This window comes from Agrobacterium vacciniicorymbosi (assembly GCF_040427045.1).
Classification (GTDB): domain Bacteria; phylum Pseudomonadota; class Alphaproteobacteria; order Rhizobiales; family Rhizobiaceae; genus Agrobacterium.
Genome location: NZ_JBETMF010000008.1, coordinates 229,693 through 250,389 on the forward strand (window position 1 = coordinate 229,693; position 20,697 = coordinate 250,389).

Annotated in this window: 15 protein-coding genes and 1 riboswitch; of the genes, 4 read left to right on the plus strand and 11 right to left on the minus strand. The window is 58.8% G+C overall.

Annotated features, from left to right (window positions below; genetic code table 11):
• Window positions 1-71: 71 nt before the first annotated feature.
• Window positions 72-3,773, plus strand: coding sequence for a trifunctional transcriptional regulator/proline dehydrogenase/L-glutamate gamma-semialdehyde dehydrogenase (gene putA / locus ABUK73_RS14725; RefSeq protein WP_353577965.1), 3,702 nt, complete (start codon window positions 72-74; stop codon window positions 3,771-3,773).
• Window positions 3,774-3,819: 46 nt separating this feature from the next.
• On the opposite strand, the gene amaB is transcribed toward putA, so the two are convergent.
• Window positions 3,820-5,355 carry an L-piperidine-6-carboxylate dehydrogenase gene (gene amaB, locus ABUK73_RS14730; RefSeq protein ID WP_353577929.1) on the minus strand — a complete coding sequence of 512 codons (1,536 nt, stop codon included), beginning with the start codon at window positions 5,353-5,355 and terminating at the stop codon, window positions 3,820-3,822.
• Between the two features lie 216 nt (window positions 5,356-5,571).
• Here amaB and ABUK73_RS14735 point away from each other — a divergent pair, with 216 nt between their 5' ends.
• Window positions 5,572-6,483, plus strand: a complete 912-nt coding sequence (locus ABUK73_RS14735; protein ID WP_353577930.1) for a LysR family transcriptional regulator — start codon at window positions 5,572-5,574, stop codon at window positions 6,481-6,483.
• On the opposite strand, the gene ABUK73_RS14740 is transcribed toward ABUK73_RS14735, so the two are convergent.
• Window positions 6,484-7,371: a DMT family transporter gene (locus ABUK73_RS14740; protein WP_062452261.1), complete on the minus strand. Its 888-nt coding sequence runs from the start codon at window positions 7,369-7,371 to the stop codon at window positions 6,484-6,486.
• A gap of 167 nt (window positions 7,372-7,538) precedes the next feature.
• Window positions 7,539-8,753 (minus strand): adenylate/guanylate cyclase domain-containing protein, encoded by a 1,215-nt coding sequence (locus ABUK73_RS14745; protein ID WP_353577931.1) that lies wholly within the window; start codon window positions 8,751-8,753, stop codon window positions 7,539-7,541.
• Between the two features lie 237 nt (window positions 8,754-8,990).
• Between ABUK73_RS14745 and ABUK73_RS14750 the strand changes: the two genes are divergently transcribed.
• Window positions 8,991-10,298 carry a UDP-glucose dehydrogenase family protein gene (locus ABUK73_RS14750; protein ID WP_353577932.1) on the plus strand — a complete coding sequence of 436 codons (1,308 nt, stop codon included), beginning with the start codon at window positions 8,991-8,993 and terminating at the stop codon, window positions 10,296-10,298.
• Window positions 10,299-10,311: 13 nt separating this feature from the next.
• Entirely contained in the window at window positions 10,312-11,328 is a 1,017-nt protein-coding gene (locus ABUK73_RS14755) for an NAD-dependent epimerase (protein ID WP_353577933.1), read from the plus strand.
• Between the two features lie 30 nt (window positions 11,329-11,358).
• On the opposite strand, the gene ABUK73_RS14760 is transcribed toward ABUK73_RS14755, so the two are convergent.
• The 8 genes from ABUK73_RS14760 to ABUK73_RS14795 all read right to left on the minus strand — a co-directional run bounded on the left by ABUK73_RS14760 (window position 11,359) and on the right by ABUK73_RS14795 (window position 20,537).
• Complete coding sequence (locus ABUK73_RS14760; RefSeq protein WP_353577934.1) at window positions 11,359-11,670, minus strand: hypothetical protein; 312 nt, start codon at window positions 11,668-11,670, stop codon at window positions 11,359-11,361.
• Between the two features lie 178 nt (window positions 11,671-11,848).
• A complete protein-coding gene (locus ABUK73_RS14765) occupies window positions 11,849-12,295 on the minus strand; it encodes a pseudoazurin (protein ID WP_353577935.1) in 447 nt (148 codons plus the stop codon).
• Window positions 12,292-13,089, minus strand: a complete 798-nt coding sequence (locus ABUK73_RS14770) for an ABC transporter ATP-binding protein (protein ID WP_353577936.1) — start codon at window positions 13,087-13,089, stop codon at window positions 12,292-12,294. Before ABUK73_RS14770 ends, ABUK73_RS14765 begins: the two co-directional genes overlap by 4 nt.
• Complete coding sequence (locus tag ABUK73_RS14775; RefSeq protein WP_353577937.1) at window positions 13,086-14,105, minus strand: FecCD family ABC transporter permease; 1,020 nt, start codon at window positions 14,103-14,105, stop codon at window positions 13,086-13,088. Before ABUK73_RS14775 ends, ABUK73_RS14770 begins: the two co-directional genes overlap by 4 nt.
• 3 nt (window positions 14,106-14,108) lie before the next feature.
• Entirely contained in the window at window positions 14,109-15,086 is a 978-nt protein-coding gene (locus ABUK73_RS14780; RefSeq protein ID WP_353577966.1) for an ABC transporter substrate-binding protein, read from the minus strand.
• A gap of 242 nt (window positions 15,087-15,328) precedes the next feature.
• Window positions 15,329-15,552: riboswitch (cobalamin riboswitch) on the minus strand.
• A gap of 152 nt (window positions 15,553-15,704) precedes the next feature.
• On the minus strand, window positions 15,705-18,044 hold the full coding sequence (locus ABUK73_RS14785) for a glucose/quinate/shikimate family membrane-bound PQQ-dependent dehydrogenase (RefSeq protein WP_353577938.1): 2,340 nt from the start codon (window positions 18,042-18,044) through the stop codon (window positions 15,705-15,707).
• Between the two features lie 64 nt (window positions 18,045-18,108).
• Window positions 18,109-19,071 (minus strand): asparaginase, encoded by a 963-nt coding sequence (locus tag ABUK73_RS14790; RefSeq protein WP_353577939.1) that lies wholly within the window; start codon window positions 19,069-19,071, stop codon window positions 18,109-18,111.
• Entirely contained in the window at window positions 19,068-20,537 is a 1,470-nt protein-coding gene (locus tag ABUK73_RS14795; protein ID WP_113086205.1) for an amino acid permease, read from the minus strand. Before ABUK73_RS14795 ends, ABUK73_RS14790 begins: the two co-directional genes overlap by 4 nt.
• Window positions 20,538-20,697: the final 160 nt, after the last annotated feature.

The following is a 20,697-nucleotide window of genomic DNA, read 5'->3' on the forward strand; positions in this document are numbered from 1 at the left end:
ATAGCAATTTCAACGGCAATGATATTCTGAGCACTGAGAAAGAGCGACAAGAACACGCGCTCGAAACAGACATCCCAGGGGCCGGGCCGATGGCGGAACACGCAGCAACGATAAACACGACACGTACCAATGAGACCGGCGAGATTTTTGCGCAATTCGCGCCACCGGTGCGACCGCAAAGCCCGCTTCGCCAAGCCATCACTGCTGCCTATCGCCGTGCCGAGCCTGACTGCATCGCGCCCTTGCTGGAAGCTGCGAGTGTTTCGCCCGAACAGGCCGATACGATCCGCACCACCGCCCGCAAGCTGGTTCAGGCGCTGCGCTCCAAAGCAAAAGGCACCGGTGTCGAAGGTCTGGTGCAGGAATATTCCCTCTCCAGTCAGGAGGGTGTGGCGCTGATGTGCCTTGCCGAAGCGCTGCTACGTATTCCCGACGCTGCCACCCGCGACGCGTTGATCCGCGACAAGATCGCCACCGGTGACTGGCGCTCGCATCTCGGCGGCGGACGTTCGCTCTTCGTCAATGCCGCCACATGGGGTCTGGTCATCACTGGCAAGCTAACCTCGACCGTCAACGACAAGAGCCTGTCAGCTGCGCTGACCAAGCTTATTTCCCGCGCCGGGGAACCCGTTATCCGCCGTGGCGTGGATATGGCGATGCGGATGATGGGCGAACAATTCGTCACCGGCCAGACGATTGGCGAAGCCATCAACCGCTCCAAGGCGCTGGAAGCCAAGGGCTTTCAATATTCCTATGACATGCTGGGCGAAGCCGCGACGACGGCAAAGGATGCCGAGCGGTATTACCGCGATTATGAACAGGCGATCCATGCCATCGGAAAGGCCTCTGCCGGTCGCGGCGTTTATGGTGGCCCCGGCATTTCCATCAAGCTGTCTGCGCTGCACCCGCGTTACGCCCGTGCGCAGGCACTGCGCGTGATGGATGAGCTTCTGCCGCGCGTGAAATCCCTGATGCTGCTGGCAAAAAGCTACGATATCGGCCTCAACATCGATGCCGAAGAAGCCGACCGGCTGGAGCTTTCTCTCGATCTGCTGGAAGCCATCGCTCTCGACCCGGAACTGGGCAACTGGCAGGGCCTTGGCTTCGTGGTGCAGGCCTATAGCCGCCGCTGCCCCTTCGTGCTGGACTACATCATTGATCTGGCCCGCCGCTCCAACCGCCGCATCATGGTGCGTCTGGTCAAGGGCGCCTATTGGGATGCGGAAATCAAACGCGCGCAGCTGGATGGGCTGGAGGATTTCCCTGTCTTCACCCGCAAGGTCCATACGGATGTGTCCTACATAGCTTGCGCACGCAAACTTCTTGCCGCTTGCGACGTGATCTTCCCGCAATTTGCGACCCACAATGCGCAGTCGCTGGCGACGATCTATCATCTGGCCGGTCCTGATTTCAAAATCGGCGATTACGAGTTCCAATGCCTGCATGGCATGGGCGAGCCGCTCTACAGCGAAGTCGTTGGCAGACAAAACCTCGACCGCCCCTGCCGTTTCTATGCGCCGGTTGGAACGCATGAAACGCTGCTCGCCTATCTCGTGCGCCGCCTGTTGGAAAACGGCGCGAACTCCTCCTTCGTCAACCGCATTGCCGACCCCAATGTCGCTATCGACTCGCTGCTGGAAGACCCGGTCGCGGTGGTCAAATCTATGGCGACACCGGGTGCGCAGCACGACAAGATTTCCAAGCCCGCCAACCTCTATGGCGCACGCGTGAACTCCTCCGGCCTCGATCTCGCCAATGAAGACACCCTCGCCTCACTCAGCGAAGCACTGTCCGCAAGCGCCGAGACCGAATGGAAGGCCGCATCGCCCATTGCCACAGGCTCAACGCGCCCTGTTCTCAACCCCGGCGACCTCGATGATATCGTCGGCTTTGTCACCGAACCGACCGAAGGCGATGTGACGAAAGCACTCGAAGCAGCCGCCGCATCCACATGGCCGCAGACCAGCGTGGAAGAGCGCGCGGCATGCCTCGAAAAGGCAGCCGATCTGATGCAGGCAAAGTTGCCGACACTGCTCGGTCTCATCATGCGCGAAGCCGGGAAGTCGGCGCCCAACGCCATTGCCGAAGTGCGCGAAGCCATCGATTTCCTGCGCTATTACGCCGCCGAGGCCCGCAATACCTTCGGCCCGCAGCAACAGGCACTTGGCCCCGTCGTCTGCATCAGCCCATGGAATTTCCCGCTGGCGATCTTCATCGGGCAAGTGGCCGCAGCGCTGGTTGCCGGTAACCCGGTTTTGGCCAAGCCTGCCGAGGAAACACCGCTGATTGCTGCAGAAGGCATTCGGCTATTGCATGCCGCTGGCGTCCCTGAAGATGCCGTGCAGCTTCTGCCGGGCGATGGCAAAACCGGCGCGCTGCTGGTGGGCGCTTCCCAAACAGCAGGCGTGATGTTCACCGGCTCAACCGAGGTCGCCCGCCTCATCCAGAAACAGCTGACTGCACGCGTATCGAGCGAAGGCCAGCCCATTCCGCTGATTGCCGAAACCGGTGGCCAGAACGCCATGATCGTGGATTCCTCGGCACTGGCCGAACAGGTCGTAGCCGATGTCATCGCATCCGCTTTCGATAGCGCCGGTCAGCGCTGCTCGGCATTGCGCGTTCTCTGCCTTCAGGACGATGTGGCTGAGCGGACGCTGACCATGCTGAAGGGCGCGCTGCATGAATTGCGCATCGGCAGAACGGATCGCCTGTCGGTGGATGTCGGCCCGGTCATTACGCAGGAAGCCAAGGAAAACATCGAAAAGCACATCGAATCCATGCGAGCGTCAGGCAACCGCATCGAACAAATCACGCTGGCCGGTGAGACCGACAGGGGAACCTTCGTGCCGCCGACCATCATCGAGTTGACGTCACTGTCCGATCTCAAACGCGAAGTCTTCGGCCCCGTTCTGCATGTCATCCGCTTCAAACGTGAGAAGCTTGATCGTCTGATCGATGACATCAATGCCACCGGCTACGGCCTGACCTTTGGCCTGCATACGCGCCTCGACACGACGATTGCCCATGTGCTGTCACGCATCAAAGCGGGCAATCTTTATGTCAACCGCAACATCATCGGCGCTGTCGTCGGCGTCCAGCCTTTCGGCGGACGCGGTCTGTCCGGCACTGGCCCCAAGGCTGGCGGTCCCCTCTATCTCGGTCGCCTGACGAAGACTGCGCCTACTGTCGAGCGCAAAGGTCAGCAGAACGACACGTCCATTGCCGATTTCGCCAACTGGCTGGAGGCGAAAGGCGAGACGGCGGCGGCTGAAACGGCCCGTCTATCCGCCAAACTCTCCGGCCTCGGTTTCGAGACGGAGCTTGCGGGCCCGGTGGGTGAGCGCAATCTTTACGCCCTACATCCACGCGGTCATGTTCTTCTGGCCGCACTGACGGCAGAGGGACTGTTCCGCCAATTGGCAGCAGCACTTGCGACCGGCAATACGGTCGCAATCGACAAGCAGAACGGTCTGGAAACGGAGCTAAGCGGCCTGCCATCCAGTGTCGCAGCCCATATCGCATGGTCGGATGATTGGGCGAAATCCGGCCCCTTTGCCGGTGCGCTGGTGGAAGGTGATGCTGATAGGGTGCGGCAGATGAATGCCCGGATCGCGGAGCTTCCCGGCCCGCTCGTTCTGGTTCAGGCCGCAACGACCGATGCGTTGCAGGGAACCGAACAGCCTTACAATCTGAACTGGCTGCTGGAAGAAGTTTCCGTCAGCGTCAACACGACAGCAGCGGGCGGCAATGCCAGCCTGATGTCCATCGGCTAAACATCATCGGCTGGCGAGGCATGCTCGCCAGCCGATCTTTTTCCGATTAGTCGATATCGAAGGTCACGCCCTGCGCAAGCGGCAGCGCCTTGGAATAGTTCACCGTGTTGGTGGCGCGGCGCATATAGGCCTTCCAGGAATCCGAGCCGGATTCGCGACCGCCACCGGTTTCCTTTTCACCGCCGAAGGCACCACCGATTTCCGCACCTGATGTGCCTATATTGACATTGGCAATGCCGCAATCGGAACCGTCTGCCGCCATGAAGCGCTCGGCTTCCTGAAGATCGCGGGTGAAGATGGAGGAGGAAAGGCCAGCGGCAACGGCGTTGTGGTCTGCAACCGCCTGATCGAAATCGCTGTATTTCATCACGTAGAGGATCGGCGCGAAGGTTTCTTCCAGCACAGGGCCAACCTGCTTTGGCATTTCGACCAGCGCTGGCTTCACGTAATAGGCTGTGTCCTTGCCAGCCTCGGCAACACGTTCGCCACCGGCGACGACACCGCCATGAGCCTTGGCTTCTTCCAGCGCCTTCTGCATGCCGTCGAAAGCTGCCTTATCGACCAGCGGGCCAACAAGTGCGGAGGTTTCCAGCGGGTTGCCGATGGAGACAGACGCATAGGCCTTCTTCAGACGCGGAACGAGCTGATCGTAGACGCTGTCATGCACGAAGAGGCGGCGAAGCGTGGTGCAGCGCTGACCGGCAGTGCCCATGGCACCAAAGGCGATGGCGCGCAGGGCCATATCGAGATCGGCGGATGGGCAGACGATACCGGCATTGTTGCCACCCAATTCCAGAATGGCGCGGGCAAAGCGCTTGGCAAGACGCGGACCGACATCGCGGCCCATGCGGGTGGAGCCGGTGGCAGAGACGAGCGGCACTTTGGGATGATCGACCAGTGCTTCGCCAACGGTGCGGTCACCGATGATGAGCTGGCTGAGACCTTCAGGCGCATCGCCAAAGCGGGCAACGGCGCGCTCGAAAATGCCCTGCACGGCAAGCGCCGTCAGCGGTGTCTTTTCCGATGGCTTCCACACGACCGAGTTGCCGCAGACCAGAGCAAGTGCCGCATTCCACGACCAGACGGCAACGGGGAAGTTGAAGGCGGAGATAACGCCGACGACGCCCAGGGGATGCCAGGTTTCCATCATGCGGTGGCCGGGGCGCTCGGTGGCAATCGTCAGGCCGTAGAGCTGGCGGGAAAGACCGACGGCGAAATCGCAGATGTCGATCATTTCCTGCACTTCCCCCAGACCTTCGGACGGGATCTTACCGGCTTCCAGCGATACCAGACGACCGAGGTCATCCTTGGAGGCGCGCAATTCTTCGCCCAGCAGGCGGACAAGTTCGCCGCGCTTGGGCGCTGGCACCAGACGCCACGCCTTGAATGCCGCATCTGCCGTCTCGACAATAGCAGCCACATCACCGGCAGAAACCGTTTTGAGACGCGCAATTTCTTCGCCGCTGACGGGGCTGAACGAGGCCATGTCGCCACCCTGATAGAGTTCAGGGGAAACGCCCATCTTGGCCAGAAGCGCTGCGGCTTCCTTGACGACATCGACCTTGGTTGTGGTTTGGCTCATGACAATGGCTCCGTTGTTCCAAACGCGGGATCGGCGGCGGTGGCGATATGCCAAAAGCCAAATCCGGCTGGGGGTTGCTGCACCGGGTCTTTCTGAAGCGGTCAAACAATCGCGGTTGACGCCAGACAATACCCGTTTCATTCTCTTTCCTGATCATATACGGGTTCAAGCGCCGTTTTCAAATGAGGAAAGCGGGTAGGTTGATGCGAGACTGGAATGGACACACGCAGACGACTGGTTCCCGATATCGTTACCTTGCAGGCCTTCGAATGCGCTGCACGGCATGGCAATTTCACGCGTGCCGCTGAAGAGCTGAACCTGACACAGAGTGCCGTCAGCCGCCAGATCAGCGATCTGGAAGCGCAGACCGGCATGTTGCTGTTCGAGCGCATCCGCCGCCGCGTCGTGCTCTCGGATGCAGGCCGCAAGTTTCTGCCTGACGTGCAGAGATTGTTGCAGCAATCGGAACAGCTGATGGTGCGCGCCGTGACCGCCGGTTCCTCCAGCGCCTCTCTCTCCATCGCGACGCTACCCACGTTTGGCAGCCGCTGGCTAACCCCTCGCCTGCACAAATTCATGGCCGCTCGCCCGGATACGGCGCTGACGGTCGGCTCGCGCTCGCAGCCTTTCGATTTCGATGAGGAAGGCTTCGATATCGCCATTCATTACGGCCAGCCTGTCTGGGCGCATGGTACCTGCACCTTTCTGTGCAACGAGGTCATCGTGCCCGTGGCAAGCCCTGCGCTTCTCGCCTCCCGCGCCGTGAACACACATGAAGACATGTTGGAAGGCCCGCTTTTGCATGTCACCACCCGCCCAAAATTATGGACGGAGTGGTTTGAAATGAACGGCCTTGCTTCGGACCGCGCCTATCGTGGCAGCCGCTTCGACCAGTTTTCCATGCTGATCGAGGCCGCGATCAGCGGTTTGGGCTTCGCGCTTTTGCCGAAATATCTGATCGAGGCGGAACTGAAATCCGGCCTGTTGAACGTGGTCTTCGACGTGCCGTTGCAAACGGAAAACAGCTATTACATCGCCTTGCCGGAAGGGAGGCAGGACAATGTGCTGGCGCGCGCTTTTCAAAACTGGCTGCTGGAAGAAGTGGGCAGACCGGCTGGCGACCCGTAATCATAGACGATTGCGGAAAAACGGGTTCCAGCGCACAAATCCCAGACGGATTTTCTCGCGCATCATCGTCAGCAACCCCGCCGATGCAATGACGACCAGACCGGAGATCGCCAGCGTATCTGGGTACTCCCCGAAGAAGGACGCGCCGATGGCGACCGCCCATAGGATCTGGGAATAATGCGATGGTGCGATCTGGCTGGCAGGCGCAATCTTCGTTGCCGTCAGCAAGGTTATCTGGCCGACAGCGGTGCACATGCCGATGACGATGAAAGCGCCGATCTGATTCAGCGTCGGCACCTGAAACTCCGGTATCATCAAGATACCGTTGAAGGTCAGGCCATACAGGATCAGCACGCCCATGATCGACGTGCGCTTTTCCCGCCCGGCGAGCGAGCGCAAAAGAACGATGGTCAGCCCCGCCAGAAAGGCCACGCAAAGCGCTGCGAAATGGCCAAGCTCCAGCGTCTTGAAGCCGGGACGCACCACCAGAAGCACGCCGACAATGCCAGCCATGACCGCAGACCAGCGCCACAGCCCGATATCTTCCTTCAGCACCAGCGCCGAAAGAATGGTGACGAAAAGCGGTGACAGGAAAATCAGCGCATAGGCCTCAGCCAATGGCACGCTGGTAAAGGCATAGATGCCGAGAATTCCCGCAAACAGGCCGGAAATCGCCCGCCCATGCACAGCCCATGGCCTGCTCATGCGCCAAAAATGCCGCCAGCGCTCTTCCTTCGGCTTTAGAAAGAAAATGAGCGATGCGGATGACAGGATGCTGAAAAAGCCGATCTCGAAGACGCTGACCTGTGATCCCAACGACTTGATGGTGGCGTCTCCACAGGAAAAGCTGGCATAGGCGAGCAACCCCAGTAGAAAACCTTTTTGCATGGCAACCGATCCCGGCAGGAGAACAGGCCACCGCCTCGCATCGAATCTAATGCGCTGATGACGGTGATGTGACGATAGCCCCTACCTCTGGCTACGCCTCACATCGCTGATAGACAAGGCATGAAAGCACAAAAATCGTTCCCTCTTGTTCGGGAATGCTCGTGTTGTCAGCAGATTTCCGGGTCGATGGTGAAAAGCTCGTGCGCCCGCGCAAAACCGCGAAGCGCGAAGCGCCCGATCGACACCATCAGTCCGCGCATTTCTTCCGGGCAACCCGCCGTGAACTCCCGCGACATGACCGTATCTCGGTCCACCGAGGCGCACAGGCCGCTGATGCGGCTGACCATATTGACCGCCGGACCCACCACGGTGAAATCCAGCCGGTTGCGGCTGCCGATATTGCCGTAGAAGACCTCACCCACATGCAGGCCGAGATAGACGTCGGTCGTCGGCAGTCCTTCCATGCGGCGTCGATGATTGAGAACGGTGAGGTTGGTTCGCATGGTGATTTCCGATGCCAGTGCGGCAGCACATCCTGATTGCTGATCGCCATCGCGGAAGATCGCCAGCACCCCGTCCCCGATCAGCTTCAGCACACTGCCGCCATGGGCGTGAATGGCATCAATGACCAGACCGGCATAGTCATTGAGGAACGGGATGATCTGGTCTGGTTCGGCCCGGTCGGAAATGCCGGTGAAATCCCGCAGATCGGAAAACCACAAGACAGCATCGATCCTCTCGACCTCGCCACGGGTAATCGTTCCGCTCATGACCTTTCGGCCCGCATCGCGGCCCAGATACACATCGCTGATCGTACCGATGATGCGCATGCAGCAGGCCGCCTTGACGGCAAGTGCCAGCGTGGGCAGCAGCATGCGCAACGCCGCAAGCTCATCGTCGTGAAAACCTTCCGGGTGGCGCGTCAGCCACTGCGAATAAAAGGCGTTCATCTCGCCGATGCTGCCGCGATCCGTGAAGCGGTGGACTGCCGCCAGATAATCCGTATGGCCGGCGTCTCTCAGTTCGGAGAGCTTTGGAAACCGCGTCTCTTCACCGAGAAAAAACCGGTGCCGCGCCTCATGGGCATTTTCCTTGATGAGATGAAAAAAGACCGAGCTTTCCCAGGCTTCCCGCGCCTCTCCGTCATCGGTGAAATCATAGACGCTGGAGGATTCGAACACATTATGGCTGTCCCAGCGAAAGGCATGTCCTTCGAAATCGGGGTGCAGCGTATCCATCAGGATCAGCGCGCAGGAGATACTGATCCCCGCCGCGTTGCAGCGTTCGCAAAAGCCGGACAGCAAGGTTTCTTCGGCAACCCCTTCATAGCCCTGCTGCGAAAGCCAGAGTGAAATTTCCGAAAGGCTGGATTGCTGGATCATGGATGCCGGTTTTCCCTGAAATAAGCAGCAGAAGACATGGTGGGTGAACGCTTCACAAGCCCTGTGGTGCCTTGTCGCCGGTTCCATTTACAACAATTTCTTGAAATCGTCCGTTGAAAACATGCTGCACGCTTGGCCCCGGCAACGAAGGCGGATAAACAGCTACTCAAAATGCTGTTTTGACGCGCAAGTGCGGCTGGCGAGCGATCGTCCGCCTTGATCCCGAAAGGTTTTTCGATGCGTATTGTAATGATTGGCTCTGGTTATGTCGGGCTGGTTTCAGGTGCCTGTTTTGCCGATTTCGGCCATGACGTCATCTGTGTCGATAAAATGCCGGAAAAGATCGAGGCGCTGAAAAACGGCCAGATCCCGATTTTCGAGCCGGGGCTCGACAACATCGTTGCCAGCAACGCCAAGGCTGGTCGCCTGAGCTTCACGACCGATCTCAAGAGCGCGGTTGCTGATGCCGATGTCGTCTTCATTGCTGTGGGAACGCCTTCCCGTCGTGGCGATGGACATGCCGATCTTGGCTATGTCTATGCCGCGGCACGCGAAATCGCCGCAGCCGTGACCGGCTTTACCGTCATCGTCACCAAGTCCACCGTTCCTGTCGGTACCGGTGACGAAGTCGAGCGCATCATCCGCGAGGAAAATCCTAGCGCCGATATTGCCGTCGTCTCCAACCCGGAATTCCTGCGCGAAGGCGCTGCCATCGACGACTTCAAGCGCCCTGACCGTATCGTTGTCGGCCTGTCCGATGAACGCGCGCGGCCTGTGATGACGGAAGTCTATCGCCCGCTTTACCTCAACCAGTCGCCGCTGCTGTTCACCACGCGCCGCACATCCGAGCTGATCAAATACGCCGCCAATGCCTTCCTCGCGATGAAGATCACCTTCATCAACGAAATGGCTGATCTGTGCGAAAAAGTCGGTGGTGATATTCAGGATGTGTCGCGCGGCATCGGCCTGGATGGCCGCATCGGTGCCAAGTTCCTGCATGCAGGTCCCGGTTACGGCGGCTCCTGCTTTCCCAAGGACACGCTGGCACTGGCCAAGACCGCGCAGGATTATGACAGCCCGGTTCGTCTGATCGAAACGACCATTGCCGTCAACGACAACCGCAAGCGCGCCATGGGCCGCAAGGTCATTGCTGCCGTGGGTGGCGATATCAGAGGCAAGAAAATCGCCGTACTGGGTCTCACCTTCAAGCCCAACACCGATGACATGCGCGACAGCCCGGCCATTGCCGTCGTCCAGACCTTGCAGGATGCGGGCGCCAAGGTCACGGGCTACGATCCTGAAGGCATGGCCAATGCGCGCCCGCTGATGGAAGGCATCGAATATGCCGCCGGTCCCTATGAGGCGGCGCAGGGAGCGGATGCTGTGGTGATCGTGACCGAATGGAACCAGTTCCGTGCGCTCGATCTCGAGCGGCTGAAGTCGATCATGGCGTCACCTGTTCTTGTGGATCTGCGCAACATCTATCGCCCCGATGAAGTGACGGCCCACGGCTTCACCTATGCCGGCATCGGCCGTCCATCATAAGCAAGGCGAAAACATGCGATATCTGATCACCGGCACGGCGGGTTTCATCGGCTTTCATCTGGCAAAGCGTTTGCTGGATGACGGGCATTTCGTCGTCGGCTTCGATGGCATGACGCAATATTACGATGTTGCGCTGAAGGAAAAACGCCACGCCATTCTGGCCCGGTCCAACGGCTTCAAGGCGCAGATCGGCATGCTGGAAGATGCGGATGCGCTGAACCGCGCCGCTGATCTGGCCGAGCCGGAAGTGATCATCCACCTCGCCGCACAGGCAGGCGTTCGCTACAGCATCGATTGCCCGAAGGATTATGTCAGCTCGAACCTCATCGGTTCGTGGAATATTCTGGAGCTGGCAAAAAACCTGCAGCCCAAGCATCTGCTGCTGGCCTCTACCTCCTCCATCTATGGCTCCAATGAAAAAGTGCCCTTCGCCGAAAGCGACAGAGCCGACGAGCCGATGACGATTTATGCGGCCACCAAAAAATCCATGGAGCTGATGGCGCACAGCTACGCGCATCTGCACAAGGTGCCGACCACGGCGTTCCGCTTCTTCACGGTCTACGGCCCCTGGGGACGCCCGGACATGGCGCTGTTCAAATTCGTGGATGCCATTCTCAAGGGCCAGCCGATCGACATCTACGGTGAAGGCAAGATGAGCCGCGACTTCACCTATATCGATGATCTGGTCGAAGGCATCGTGCGGCTGAGCCACATACCCCCCTCGGAAGAAAATCGCGTGACCGAAGAAGGCGTGACCGACACGCTGTCGAAACACGCGCCCTTCCGCGTCGTCAATATTGGCGGCGGCCAGCCGGTGGAACTGATGCGCTTCGTGGAAACGGTGGAAGACGTACTCGGCCAGAAAGCCATCCGCAACATGCTGCCCATGCAACAGGGCGATGTACCGCGCACCTTCGCCTCACCCGATCTATTGCGAGCGCTGACCGGCTACGCACCGGATATCACTATCGAAACCGGCGTTGCCGCCTTTGTGGACTGGTATCGCAACTGGCAATCCGGCAAGGCCTGATATCTCAGGCCGCCGGATTTTTGATAGTCCTTAGCTATTCGCCTCTTCGCCCTCACCGGCCTGCAACAGGCGGGTCAGTTCGGCGCAATTCGGATCGTTTGCATCGAGCAATTGCGAAGGTGACGTCCAGCCGAGCGTATAGCCTGCCGCCGTCGCCACGGCCCAGGACGGGTCTTCGCCAGCACGCTGAAGCAGCTTCGGTCCCTGCGCTGCGATACATTGCTGGGATTGCTGAATAGACTGCGCCGACGCGTTGACGCCTTGCATACGCTCCTGCACATCAGCCTGGATCGGATTGAGAACGAAAAGCGTGATGAACCACGCGGCAATATCGGAAATCATGCGCTAACCTCTGCACACTCGGCGAAGACATCGGAAAAGGTCCGACATCGTGAAAGCACCGAGACTTTCACCAGAGGGGCCCGGACCAGCGGGTTGATCCAGATGTGGGAGGCCTACCTCCCAATTCAAGAGACGCGCTACCGAAAACGATGCCCATGCCGCAAAGTCGTGTGGCGGCTTAAGATTTGCCTTCGGCAACGGTCATCAGCGCATCGAAACGCGGTTTCGCACGGGCGGGATGGTTGATCGCCTTGTAGCTTTCCGGGAGCGTCGTTTCGCCGACCTTGATCAGCATCACCATGCCCATGCCGTAATGCGGCGAGCATTTGATGCCGTAAAAGCCGGGATGATCGAAGGCGACTTCGATTTCCTCATTGATCTTGCCTTTGAAGCCGGTCGCTCCCTCGGGCACCATGCCGTCGATGGTCGCGGCGTTATGGCTCTTGTTGGTAGCGATGAATTTGACCTTGTCACCCGGATTCAGGTGAAGAAAATCCGGCTCGAACACCATCGAACCTTTTTCACCCCGATTGAGCATCTTCACCTCGAATGTCTCTGCATGCGCGGGAGAAACGGCAAGGCAGGCAAGAAACAGGCTGGCGGAAAGCGTTCGAACAATGCTCATGTTACGGTCCTTGAATTCGATAGGGTCTCATCGCGGGGCGGTCGGTAGCGGATGTGGCAGATGTCCCCATCTTCACGCTCGACATCAACCGCCACACCGAAGACATCGCCGATCAGATCGACGGTGAACACGGCCGATGGCTCACCAAGCGCAACCAGCTTGCCACCTTTCATGACGGCCACCCGGTCGCAGAACATGGCCGCATGGTTGAGGTCGTGCAGGGCGGCAGCAACAGTCAGCCGCTGTTTGCGCACGAGGTGCAGAAGCGCGATCTGATGGCCAATATCGAGATGGTTCGTCGGCTCGTCCAGAAGCAGAATGTCGGGCTTTTGGGCCAGCGCCCGGGCAATATGCAAACGCTGCCGCTCGCCGCCCGACAGCGTGTGCCACATGCGCTTTGCAAGATGTTCGGCGTCCACATCCCGCAGCGCCTGATCCACGATAGCGTCATCATGCACCGACCATGGCGACAAGGCACCGATATGCGGTGTGCGGCCAAGCTCCACGGCCTGACGGGCATTAATCCGCTCCTGCGTTTCCGCCTGTTGCTCAACGAATGCAATGGAGCGCGCAACGTCCCGGCGGTTCATCTCCTGCATCGCCTTGCCATCCAACGTAACCTCGCCGGATTTCGATTTGCGAATACCGCAGAGGAGCGACATGAGGCTCGTCTTGCCAGAGCCGTTCGGCCCGACGATCCCTAAAAATTCACCCGGCCTGATCTCCAGACTGACATTTTTGACGATGTCCACGCCACCGGCAGACCAGCACACATCCTGGGCTGAAAGCATCATACGGCCCTCCGTCGCTGGCTGAGAATGAGAGCGAAAGCGGGTGCGCCGAACAATGCGGTGATGACGCCGATGGGCAGAACCTGGCCTGCGATGATGGTGCGCGACAGAATATCGGCAGCGATCATGAATACTGCCCCCGTCAAGGCAGCAGCGGGCAGAAGAAGACCATGGCGAATGCCGACGATCATGCGTGCGGCATGGGGAATGACGAGACCAATAAAGCCGATGGAGCCGACGATGCTGACCATGATAGCCGTCATCAAGGCGGAAACGCCGGTCAGAACAATGTAGACGCGACGCACGGGTATGCCGAGAGAGGCGGCGGATTCGGAGCCGAAGGTAAAGGCGTCCAGCGCACGCGCATGCCACAGACACACGACGAAACCACCAATCGCGACAGGCAAGGCCAGCCACACATCCGGCCAGCGAACGCCGGACAGATTGCCCAGCAACCAGAACATGATGCCACGTGCCTGTTCGGCATTGGCCGCCTTGGTCACGATGAAGGAGGTCAGCGCGTTGAAGAGCTGCGAACCGGCGACACCTGCGAGAATGATGGCGCTGTTGCCGCTGCCTGCCCGCAAGGCCAGCAGACTGACAAGCGCAAATGCCACGATTGCCCCCAGAAATGCGCCAAGCGGCATGGTCAGCATGCCGGCACCGAAGCCCAGAATGGCAACGCCAACGGCACCGGTCGATGCACCCGCAGAAATCCCGAGAATATACGGATCGGCCAAAGGATTGCGCAGAAGCGATTGAAGCACGACGCCGGACATGGCCAGTGCCGCACCACAGCAGGCAGCCACCACCGCCCGGCTGAGGCGGTAGTTCCAGATGATGCCTTCATCGATGGCATCGAGCGGATAGCCTGCATGGAACACACGGTTTGCGACCGTCTTGGCGACGACATCCATGGGAATGGATGTCTCGCCGATGGCAGCCCCGAACCAGAGCGCCAGAGCCAGACACCCGACCGCCAGCAAGGCGGCACGGGTGAAGATGAAACAAGCACGCATGGCTTACTTGGCAAGGCCGAGCTGGACGACGGCGTCGGCCAGAACTTCGATACCTTCGATGGTGCGGATGGTCGGGTTCATGGCCTGCGCATCCATGGCAACGATGTGCCCCTGTTTGACGGACGGCATCAGGCTCGTGACCGGATCTTCCTTCAGGAACTTCTCCTTGACAACGATATCATCTGCCGGAAACCGCCTGCGGTCCATCTTACCGGCAACAACCAGGGTCGGCTGCGACTTGGCAATGGTTTCCCAACCCACCGTCGGCCACTCTTCCTCGCTGTTGATGACATTCTTGATGCCAAGCGCGGACATGATGTAGCCGGGTGCACCATTGGTGCCCGCAACGTAGGGATCGATATCCAACTCCGCACTGGAGAACCAGAAGACGGCAGACAGCTTGCCATCGGCAGAGGCGATCTTCTTGCGTGCCGCTTCTTCGCGAGCCTTCAGATCGGCCACGAGCTTTTCGCCCCTGTCCTGCACATTGAAGATTTGCGCGAGTTCAGTCACTTCCTGATAGATCAGGTCCATGGTGAAGACGGAATGGCGCACGCCATCGCCACCGCCCGAATTGTCCTTGCCGGTGCAATCGGCAGGCGAGGTGTAAACGGGAATTTTCAGCTCTTCGAACTGCTGCGGCTTGGCGACGATGCCTTCCGGGCCGACATGCCACTGAAACTGGGCCGTGACGAGATCAGGCTTTTTGGCCAGCACGCTTTCAAAACTCGGATCGTTATCGGCCAGACGGTCGATCTTGGCATTGGCCTCTTCATAGCCCTTGATAACTGGGCCAATCCAGACCGCGGTGCCCACGACCTTATCGGCCAGACCGAGCAGATAGAGAATTTCCGTGGTGCTTTGACCGATGGACACCGTACGCTCTGGCGCATGGGTAAAGGTCACGTCGCGACCGCAATTCTTGAAGGTCAGCGGATAGGTCGTCTCGGCTGCCTGAGCCGCAGGCATGGCCGTTGCCATTGCCACAACGGCAAAACTGGCTGCAAAAACCGTCTGTTTGAAACTGAATGTCATTTCCGATAGTCCCCGAAATCGTCAGCGGTCGGCGAGAAGCAGACCAATGTGAACATGTGTCGATGCTCAGTCCGTGAGAACACGGGCAGAGACGATCCGAAACCGGGACATGGCAGATGGAATAAGGCGCTGGCGGGCGCTAGATGCAATCACGACGTCTCCTGTTCCGGGCATCCCCGCCCGTGACTTGGAATGAACTTATGACGGCAGGTCTCCTGGCTCACGGATTTGCGTCTTCACCCACCTTCCCGCGATATTCACCCGCAGTGGCATGACGCTTGGATGAGCGCCAAAGGGTTCGACAATCCGCTTACAGTTGCGGGGGCAGCTACGGCATTGAACCAAGGTTCGCACCGTATTCCCTATTATTCCTCGCGATCACTCGCTCGAAACCGTCGCGTGCAGATAGCCCCATTCAGAAACCGTCGTCAAGCAATGATTGCTGTAATGTTATTACATATCGATTGCAAGATATGATTTCGGAAAAACGGCATGATGGTAACACAAAGCAAAAAGGCCGGAACTTTCGTCCCGGCCATTATTTCACAATTCATCACCGCCCATTCAAGGCAGGGTATAGGCGATCACATAATCGCCGGGCTTCGTGCCGACGGAGCCGTGTCCGCCTGCGACGATGACCACATATTGCTTGCCGTCATTCATGGCATAGGTCATCGGCGTTGCCTGTCCACCTGCGGGAAGACGCGCTTCCCACAGCTGCTTGCCGGATGTCAGATCATAGGCGCGCAAGTAATCATCGACAGCCGCACCGAGGAAGGCAACGCCGCCCTTGGTAATCATCGGGCCACCGATGCCGGGTACGCCGACTTTGAAGGGCAGCGGCAGCGGCGTCATGTCGTAGACGGTACCGTTCTTGTGCTTGTAGGCGACCTCACCCGTGCGCAGATCGGCACCGGCCACATAGCCCCATGGCGGAGCCTGGCAGGGAATGCCGAGCGGTCCGAGGAACGGTCCCATGAGAACGCCATAGGGCGCACCATCATTTCGGTTCAGGCCCTGCTCGCTGCCCTTTTCATCCTGCCCCTTTGCGGGGATCTGGGCGCGCGGCACGAGCTGCGATGTGAAGGCCAGATAGGTCGGCATGCCGAACATGACCTGGCGTTCTGGATCGACAGCGACACTGCCCCAGTTGAAGGTGCCGAAATTGCCGGGATAGATGATGCTGCCGTTGAGCGATGGCGGCGTGTAGCGGCCCTTGTAATTCAGCTGATGAAACTTGATGCGGCATGCCAGCTGGTCGAACATGGAGACGCCCCACATGTTCTTTTCCTGGAGCGGATCAGGCTTGAAGGACAGCGCCGAAGTCGGCTGCGTCGGAGCACTGAAATCTTCGGGGATCGTACCAGATGGCGCAGGCTCTTCGGTCATCGCCAGGATCGGCTCACCACTGCGGCGATCCAGCACGTAGATGTCGCCCTGCTTGGTCGGTCCAACCAGTGCCGGAACAGTCTGACCATCCTTCTTGGTGATGTCGAGCAGCACAGGCTGTGCGGGAACATCCATGTCCCACAGATCGTGATGCACGAACTGGCGCACCCATTTGTCCTGCCCGGTGTTCACATCCAGCGCGACGATGGAGGAGGAGTATTTCTCGACATTGGCACTCCGGCCCATACCGAGCTGATCTGGAACCTGATTTCCGAGCGGGATATAGACGAGCCCAAGCGCTTCATCGACGCTGAAAACCGACCAGCTGTTGGGAGAGTTGGTCGTATAGGTCTGACCCGGCTGAAGCGGCTGGGTCTGGGTGGGGTTTCCCGAATCCCAGTTCCAGATCAAGGCACCGCTGTTGACATCGAACGCTCTGATGACGCCGGACTGTTCCTGCGTCGAATAGTTGTCGTTGACGGCACCGCCGATGATGATCTTGTTGCCAGCAATGGCGGGTGGGGATGTCGAGTAATAATAGCCGGCTGGATTATACTCCATGCCGCTTTCCAGATGCAGCGTGCCCTTGTCTGCAAAGGACGTGCAAACCTGACCGCTTTCCGCGTCGAGAGCAATCAGACGCGCATCCGAAGTCGGGAGATAAACGCGTGCCGCACAGGGCGAACCAGCCTGTGCCGTTGGGTCGGCATAATAGGTCACGCCGCGGCAAGTCTGATGCTGACGGTCCGGGTTCATGCCCGAATTGGGATCGTATTTCCACTTTTCCTTGCCAGTCGCCGCATCGATGGCGATGGCCCAATTGTGCGGCGTGCAGATGTAAAGCGAATTGCCGACTTTTAAGGGAGTCACCTGATAGGTCGTCTCGCCCACATCGCCCGGCAACTTCACGTCGCCGGTCTGGTAGCGCCACGCTTCCTTCAACTCACCAACATTGTTGGCAGTGATCTGCGTCAGCGGCGAATAGCGCTGGCCATAAGAGGTGCGCCCATATTGGTGCCACTCATTATCCGGCACAGGATTTCCGTAGGAAGGGTTGGCGGTCACCACCTCATCGGGCAGATTGCCTTCCATATCCTGCGGGTCCTGCGTCATCGCAAAGGCTGCAGCACCGACGGATACCAGAACGGCGGTCAGCAAGGGAACAGCGTTGGCGCCGTAAGATGTGCCGGTCGGGCTGGTAAAGCCGAGCGGCTTTCTGATCCATGGCATCAACAGCCACATGCCGATCAAAATGATGAAGCCGCCACGGGGGCCGAGCTGCCACCAGTCGAAGCCGACTTCCCACAAGGCCCAAAGCAGGGTCGCGATGACGAAAGCGGCATAGAAGTGCAATGCCGCCTTGTTTCTCTGAAACAAAAGAATGGCCGTCACAACGAATGCGAGGCCTGCCAATGCATAATAAAAGCTTCCGCCCAGCATAACGAGCTGAGAACCGAAGCCGAAAATTGCAAGTCCAATAAGCGTCAGGATGACTGCAGTTGATGTCACTGCCATGAATAGCCCCCGGTGGTCTCCCAGCCGGGGAAACGGCATCAGGTCACAAAGGTTCCTGAAAAAATCACGCTTTCGCCACTTTTTGAAAATCGTTGAATGCGCTGACCATTTCTTTGTGGTTTTTCCCAGATGCAATCATGGCTGCGAGCAATATTCTCGCCTGCCCTGCCCTCAGCGTGCGGGAATGGATTGCCCCCACCGCACCCATGTCGTGGCCACCGCCGCCGCCACCATAACCGGCCACCAGTTCACCAACCGGAACCCGGCTGGACACCACGACAGGCACGTTGTTTTCGAAACAGCGTTGGACCGCCGAAACGACGGACGAGTTGGCATTGCCGGAGCCGAGCGCAGACAAGACGATGCCCTTGGTACCTGCGTTGAGGCTGGCATCGATATGAACCGCATCGCAACCCGGATAGATGGCGACGATATCCACCCTGACGTCTTTAACGGCAGCGGTAAAACCGGGGCTTTGCGAACAGCTTGCCTGACCGGAAAGATCGAAGGCATCCGGCTCGTCTGAGGAGCGCTTGTATAGCCCCCATGCGGGCAAAAGCCTGCCGCCGAAACAGAGAAGAACGCCTTTGTCCGCATTGGCGGGATCAGCGGATGCGGCAATGGCTGCGGAAAGATTGCCGGGGCCATCCGCCTGCGGATGATCCGCGGTAAACTGCGCGCCGGTGAAGACGACCGGCTTGGTCAGCCGATGCTGGAGGTGAACCAGAAGCGCACTTTCTTCCATGGCGTCGGTGCCATGGAGAATGACAATGCCTGACACCGCCGGATCGGCCAGCTCCCGGCCAACGGCATCGCTGATATCCTGCATGTCCGATATGGTGAGGCTGGACGAATCCTTCGCCATCAACTCGACCGGCTTGACCAGAACCTCGGCGTCGGAGAGGCCTGAAATCAGATGCTCGCCCGAAAGTGCGGGCTGGGCCGCACCGGTTTCATCACGCGTGCTGGCAATGGTGCCGCCGGTGGCAATGACCGCCACCAGCAATTTCGATTCCACAATGCTCACTTCTGTCCCCGCGCATCGGCGCTTCTCAATGTGTCTGCCTCTGCCAGCTGATGAATGCGATTGCGCAACAGATACCAACCCGCAACAAGAGCCGGTGCAATGATGATGAGCGAACCCACCGTCCATGTGCCAGCCGGATAATCCAGTGCCATCAGTACCAGTACGGCAAAGAGAAAGACAAGCGTCAGTATGCCGGTGTAAGGCGCGCCAAACAGTCTGAAATCAGGACGATTCATTTTCCCCTGCCGGGACAGGTGCCACAGCTTGAGTTGGCATAACACGATGGCACCCCACGCGCAAATAATGCCAAGTGCCGCAACATTAAGGGCAATTTCAAATGCGGCAGCCGGAACGATAGCGTTCAGAATGACGCCGATGACGGTGACGACGGCGGTAACCGCAATGCCACCATAGGGCACGCCCGCCTTGTTCATCTTCGCCAGCGCCGCCGGTGCAGAGCCGGAAACCGCCATGGAATGCAGAATACGTCCGGTGGAATAAAGCCCGGCATTCAGCGACGAAAGAACGGCCGTCAGCACCACGAGGTTCATGATGATATCTGCACCTTCGATGCCGATGGAGCCGAAGAACGTTACGAACGGGCTCTCGCCAGCCTTATACGCCGTATAGGGCAAAAGCAGCGAAAGCAGCAGCACAGAGCCGACATAAAACACCAACAGGCGGAAAACCACGGTGCGGATGGCGCCGGGAATGACCTTGCGCGGATCTTCCGTCTCGCCCGCCGTCGTGCCGATCAACTCGATGGAGGCATAGGCGAACAAGACCCCCTGGACGATGATGAAGGCGGGCAGAATACCATTGGGGAAAAAGCCACCATTATCCGTAATCAGGCTGAAGCCGGTGACATGGCCTTCGATGGGCGTGCCGAAGATGACGAAGTAAACGCCGACCACGAGGAAGGTGGCCAGAGCAATGACCTTGATCAGGCTGAACCAGAATTCCAGCTCACCGAAAACCTTCACCGACAGCATGTTCATGGCCAGCACGATGATCAGCGCACCAAGGGCAAAGACCCATTGGTCGATGCCCTGCATCCACGGCACATATTGCTTGAAGAAATTCATGTAGATCGCGACCGCGGTCACATCGGCAACCGAGGTCATGGCCCAGTTCAGCCAGTACATCCAGCCGACCGCAAACGCCATTTTCTCGCCGTAGAACTCACGGGCATAGGAAACGAAGGAACCCGATGTCGGGCGGTGCATGATGAGCTCGCCAAGCGCACGCAGCACCAGAAATGCGAAGAAGCCGCACAGGGCATAAACGAAAATAAGAGCCGGTCCGGCAACGGCGAGACGCCCGCCTGCACCGAGAAAAAGCCCGGTTCCGATGGCGCCGCCGATGGCGATCATCTGAATCTGGCGCGGTTTCAGCGCCTTGTGGTAACCGAGGTCTTCCCGGGCTTCCACCTGATGGTTGGCTTGGTTCAACTTGTCCACTGACATCGCCCCTCCCTGAGAGCTTTCGTCGTCAGCAAATCCTCTCCATCCGGATGGCCTATCCTGGCATGGCGGGATCAGCGACTTTCAATGTTGTATAGACCACTACAAAATATGCTAAATAACCAAATTCTGTAATGCTGTAAGACAGATTATTTTCAGATAC

Excerpts from the sequence above, each read along its gene's own strand:
- ABUK73_RS14765 (WP_353577935.1), bottom strand. The coding sequence starts at position 12,295 with ATGAGCATTGTTCGAACGCTTTCCGCCAGCCTGTTTCTTGCCTGCCTT.
- ABUK73_RS14795 (WP_113086205.1), bottom strand. The coding sequence starts at position 20,537 with ATGTCAGTGGACAAGTTGAACCAAGCCAACCATCAGGTGGAAGCCCGG.
- ABUK73_RS14755 (WP_353577933.1), top strand. The coding sequence starts at position 10,312 with ATGCGATATCTGATCACCGGCACGGCGGGTTTCATCGGCTTTCATCTG.
- ABUK73_RS14780 (WP_353577966.1), bottom strand. The coding sequence starts at position 15,086 with ATGGCAACGGCCATGCCTGCGGCTCAGGCAGCCGAGACGACCTATCCG.
- ABUK73_RS14770 (WP_353577936.1), bottom strand. The coding sequence starts at position 13,089 with ATGATGCTTTCAGCCCAGGATGTGTGCTGGTCTGCCGGTGGCGTGGAC.
- ABUK73_RS14750 (WP_353577932.1), top strand. The coding sequence starts at position 8,991 with ATGCGTATTGTAATGATTGGCTCTGGTTATGTCGGGCTGGTTTCAGGT.
- ABUK73_RS14735 (WP_353577930.1), top strand. The coding sequence starts at position 5,572 with ATGGACACACGCAGACGACTGGTTCCCGATATCGTTACCTTGCAGGCC.
- ABUK73_RS14760 (WP_353577934.1), bottom strand. The coding sequence starts at position 11,670 with ATGATTTCCGATATTGCCGCGTGGTTCATCACGCTTTTCGTTCTCAAT.
- amaB (WP_353577929.1), bottom strand. The coding sequence starts at position 5,355 with ATGAGCCAAACCACAACCAAGGTCGATGTCGTCAAGGAAGCCGCAGCG.
- ABUK73_RS14745 (WP_353577931.1), bottom strand. The coding sequence starts at position 8,753 with ATGATCCAGCAATCCAGCCTTTCGGAAATTTCACTCTGGCTTTCGCAG.
- ABUK73_RS14775 (WP_353577937.1), bottom strand. The coding sequence starts at position 14,105 with ATGCGTGCTTGTTTCATCTTCACCCGTGCCGCCTTGCTGGCGGTCGGG.
- ABUK73_RS14740 (WP_062452261.1), bottom strand. The coding sequence starts at position 7,371 with ATGCAAAAAGGTTTTCTACTGGGGTTGCTCGCCTATGCCAGCTTTTCC.
- ABUK73_RS14785 (WP_353577938.1), bottom strand. The coding sequence starts at position 18,044 with ATGGCAGTGACATCAACTGCAGTCATCCTGACGCTTATTGGACTTGCA.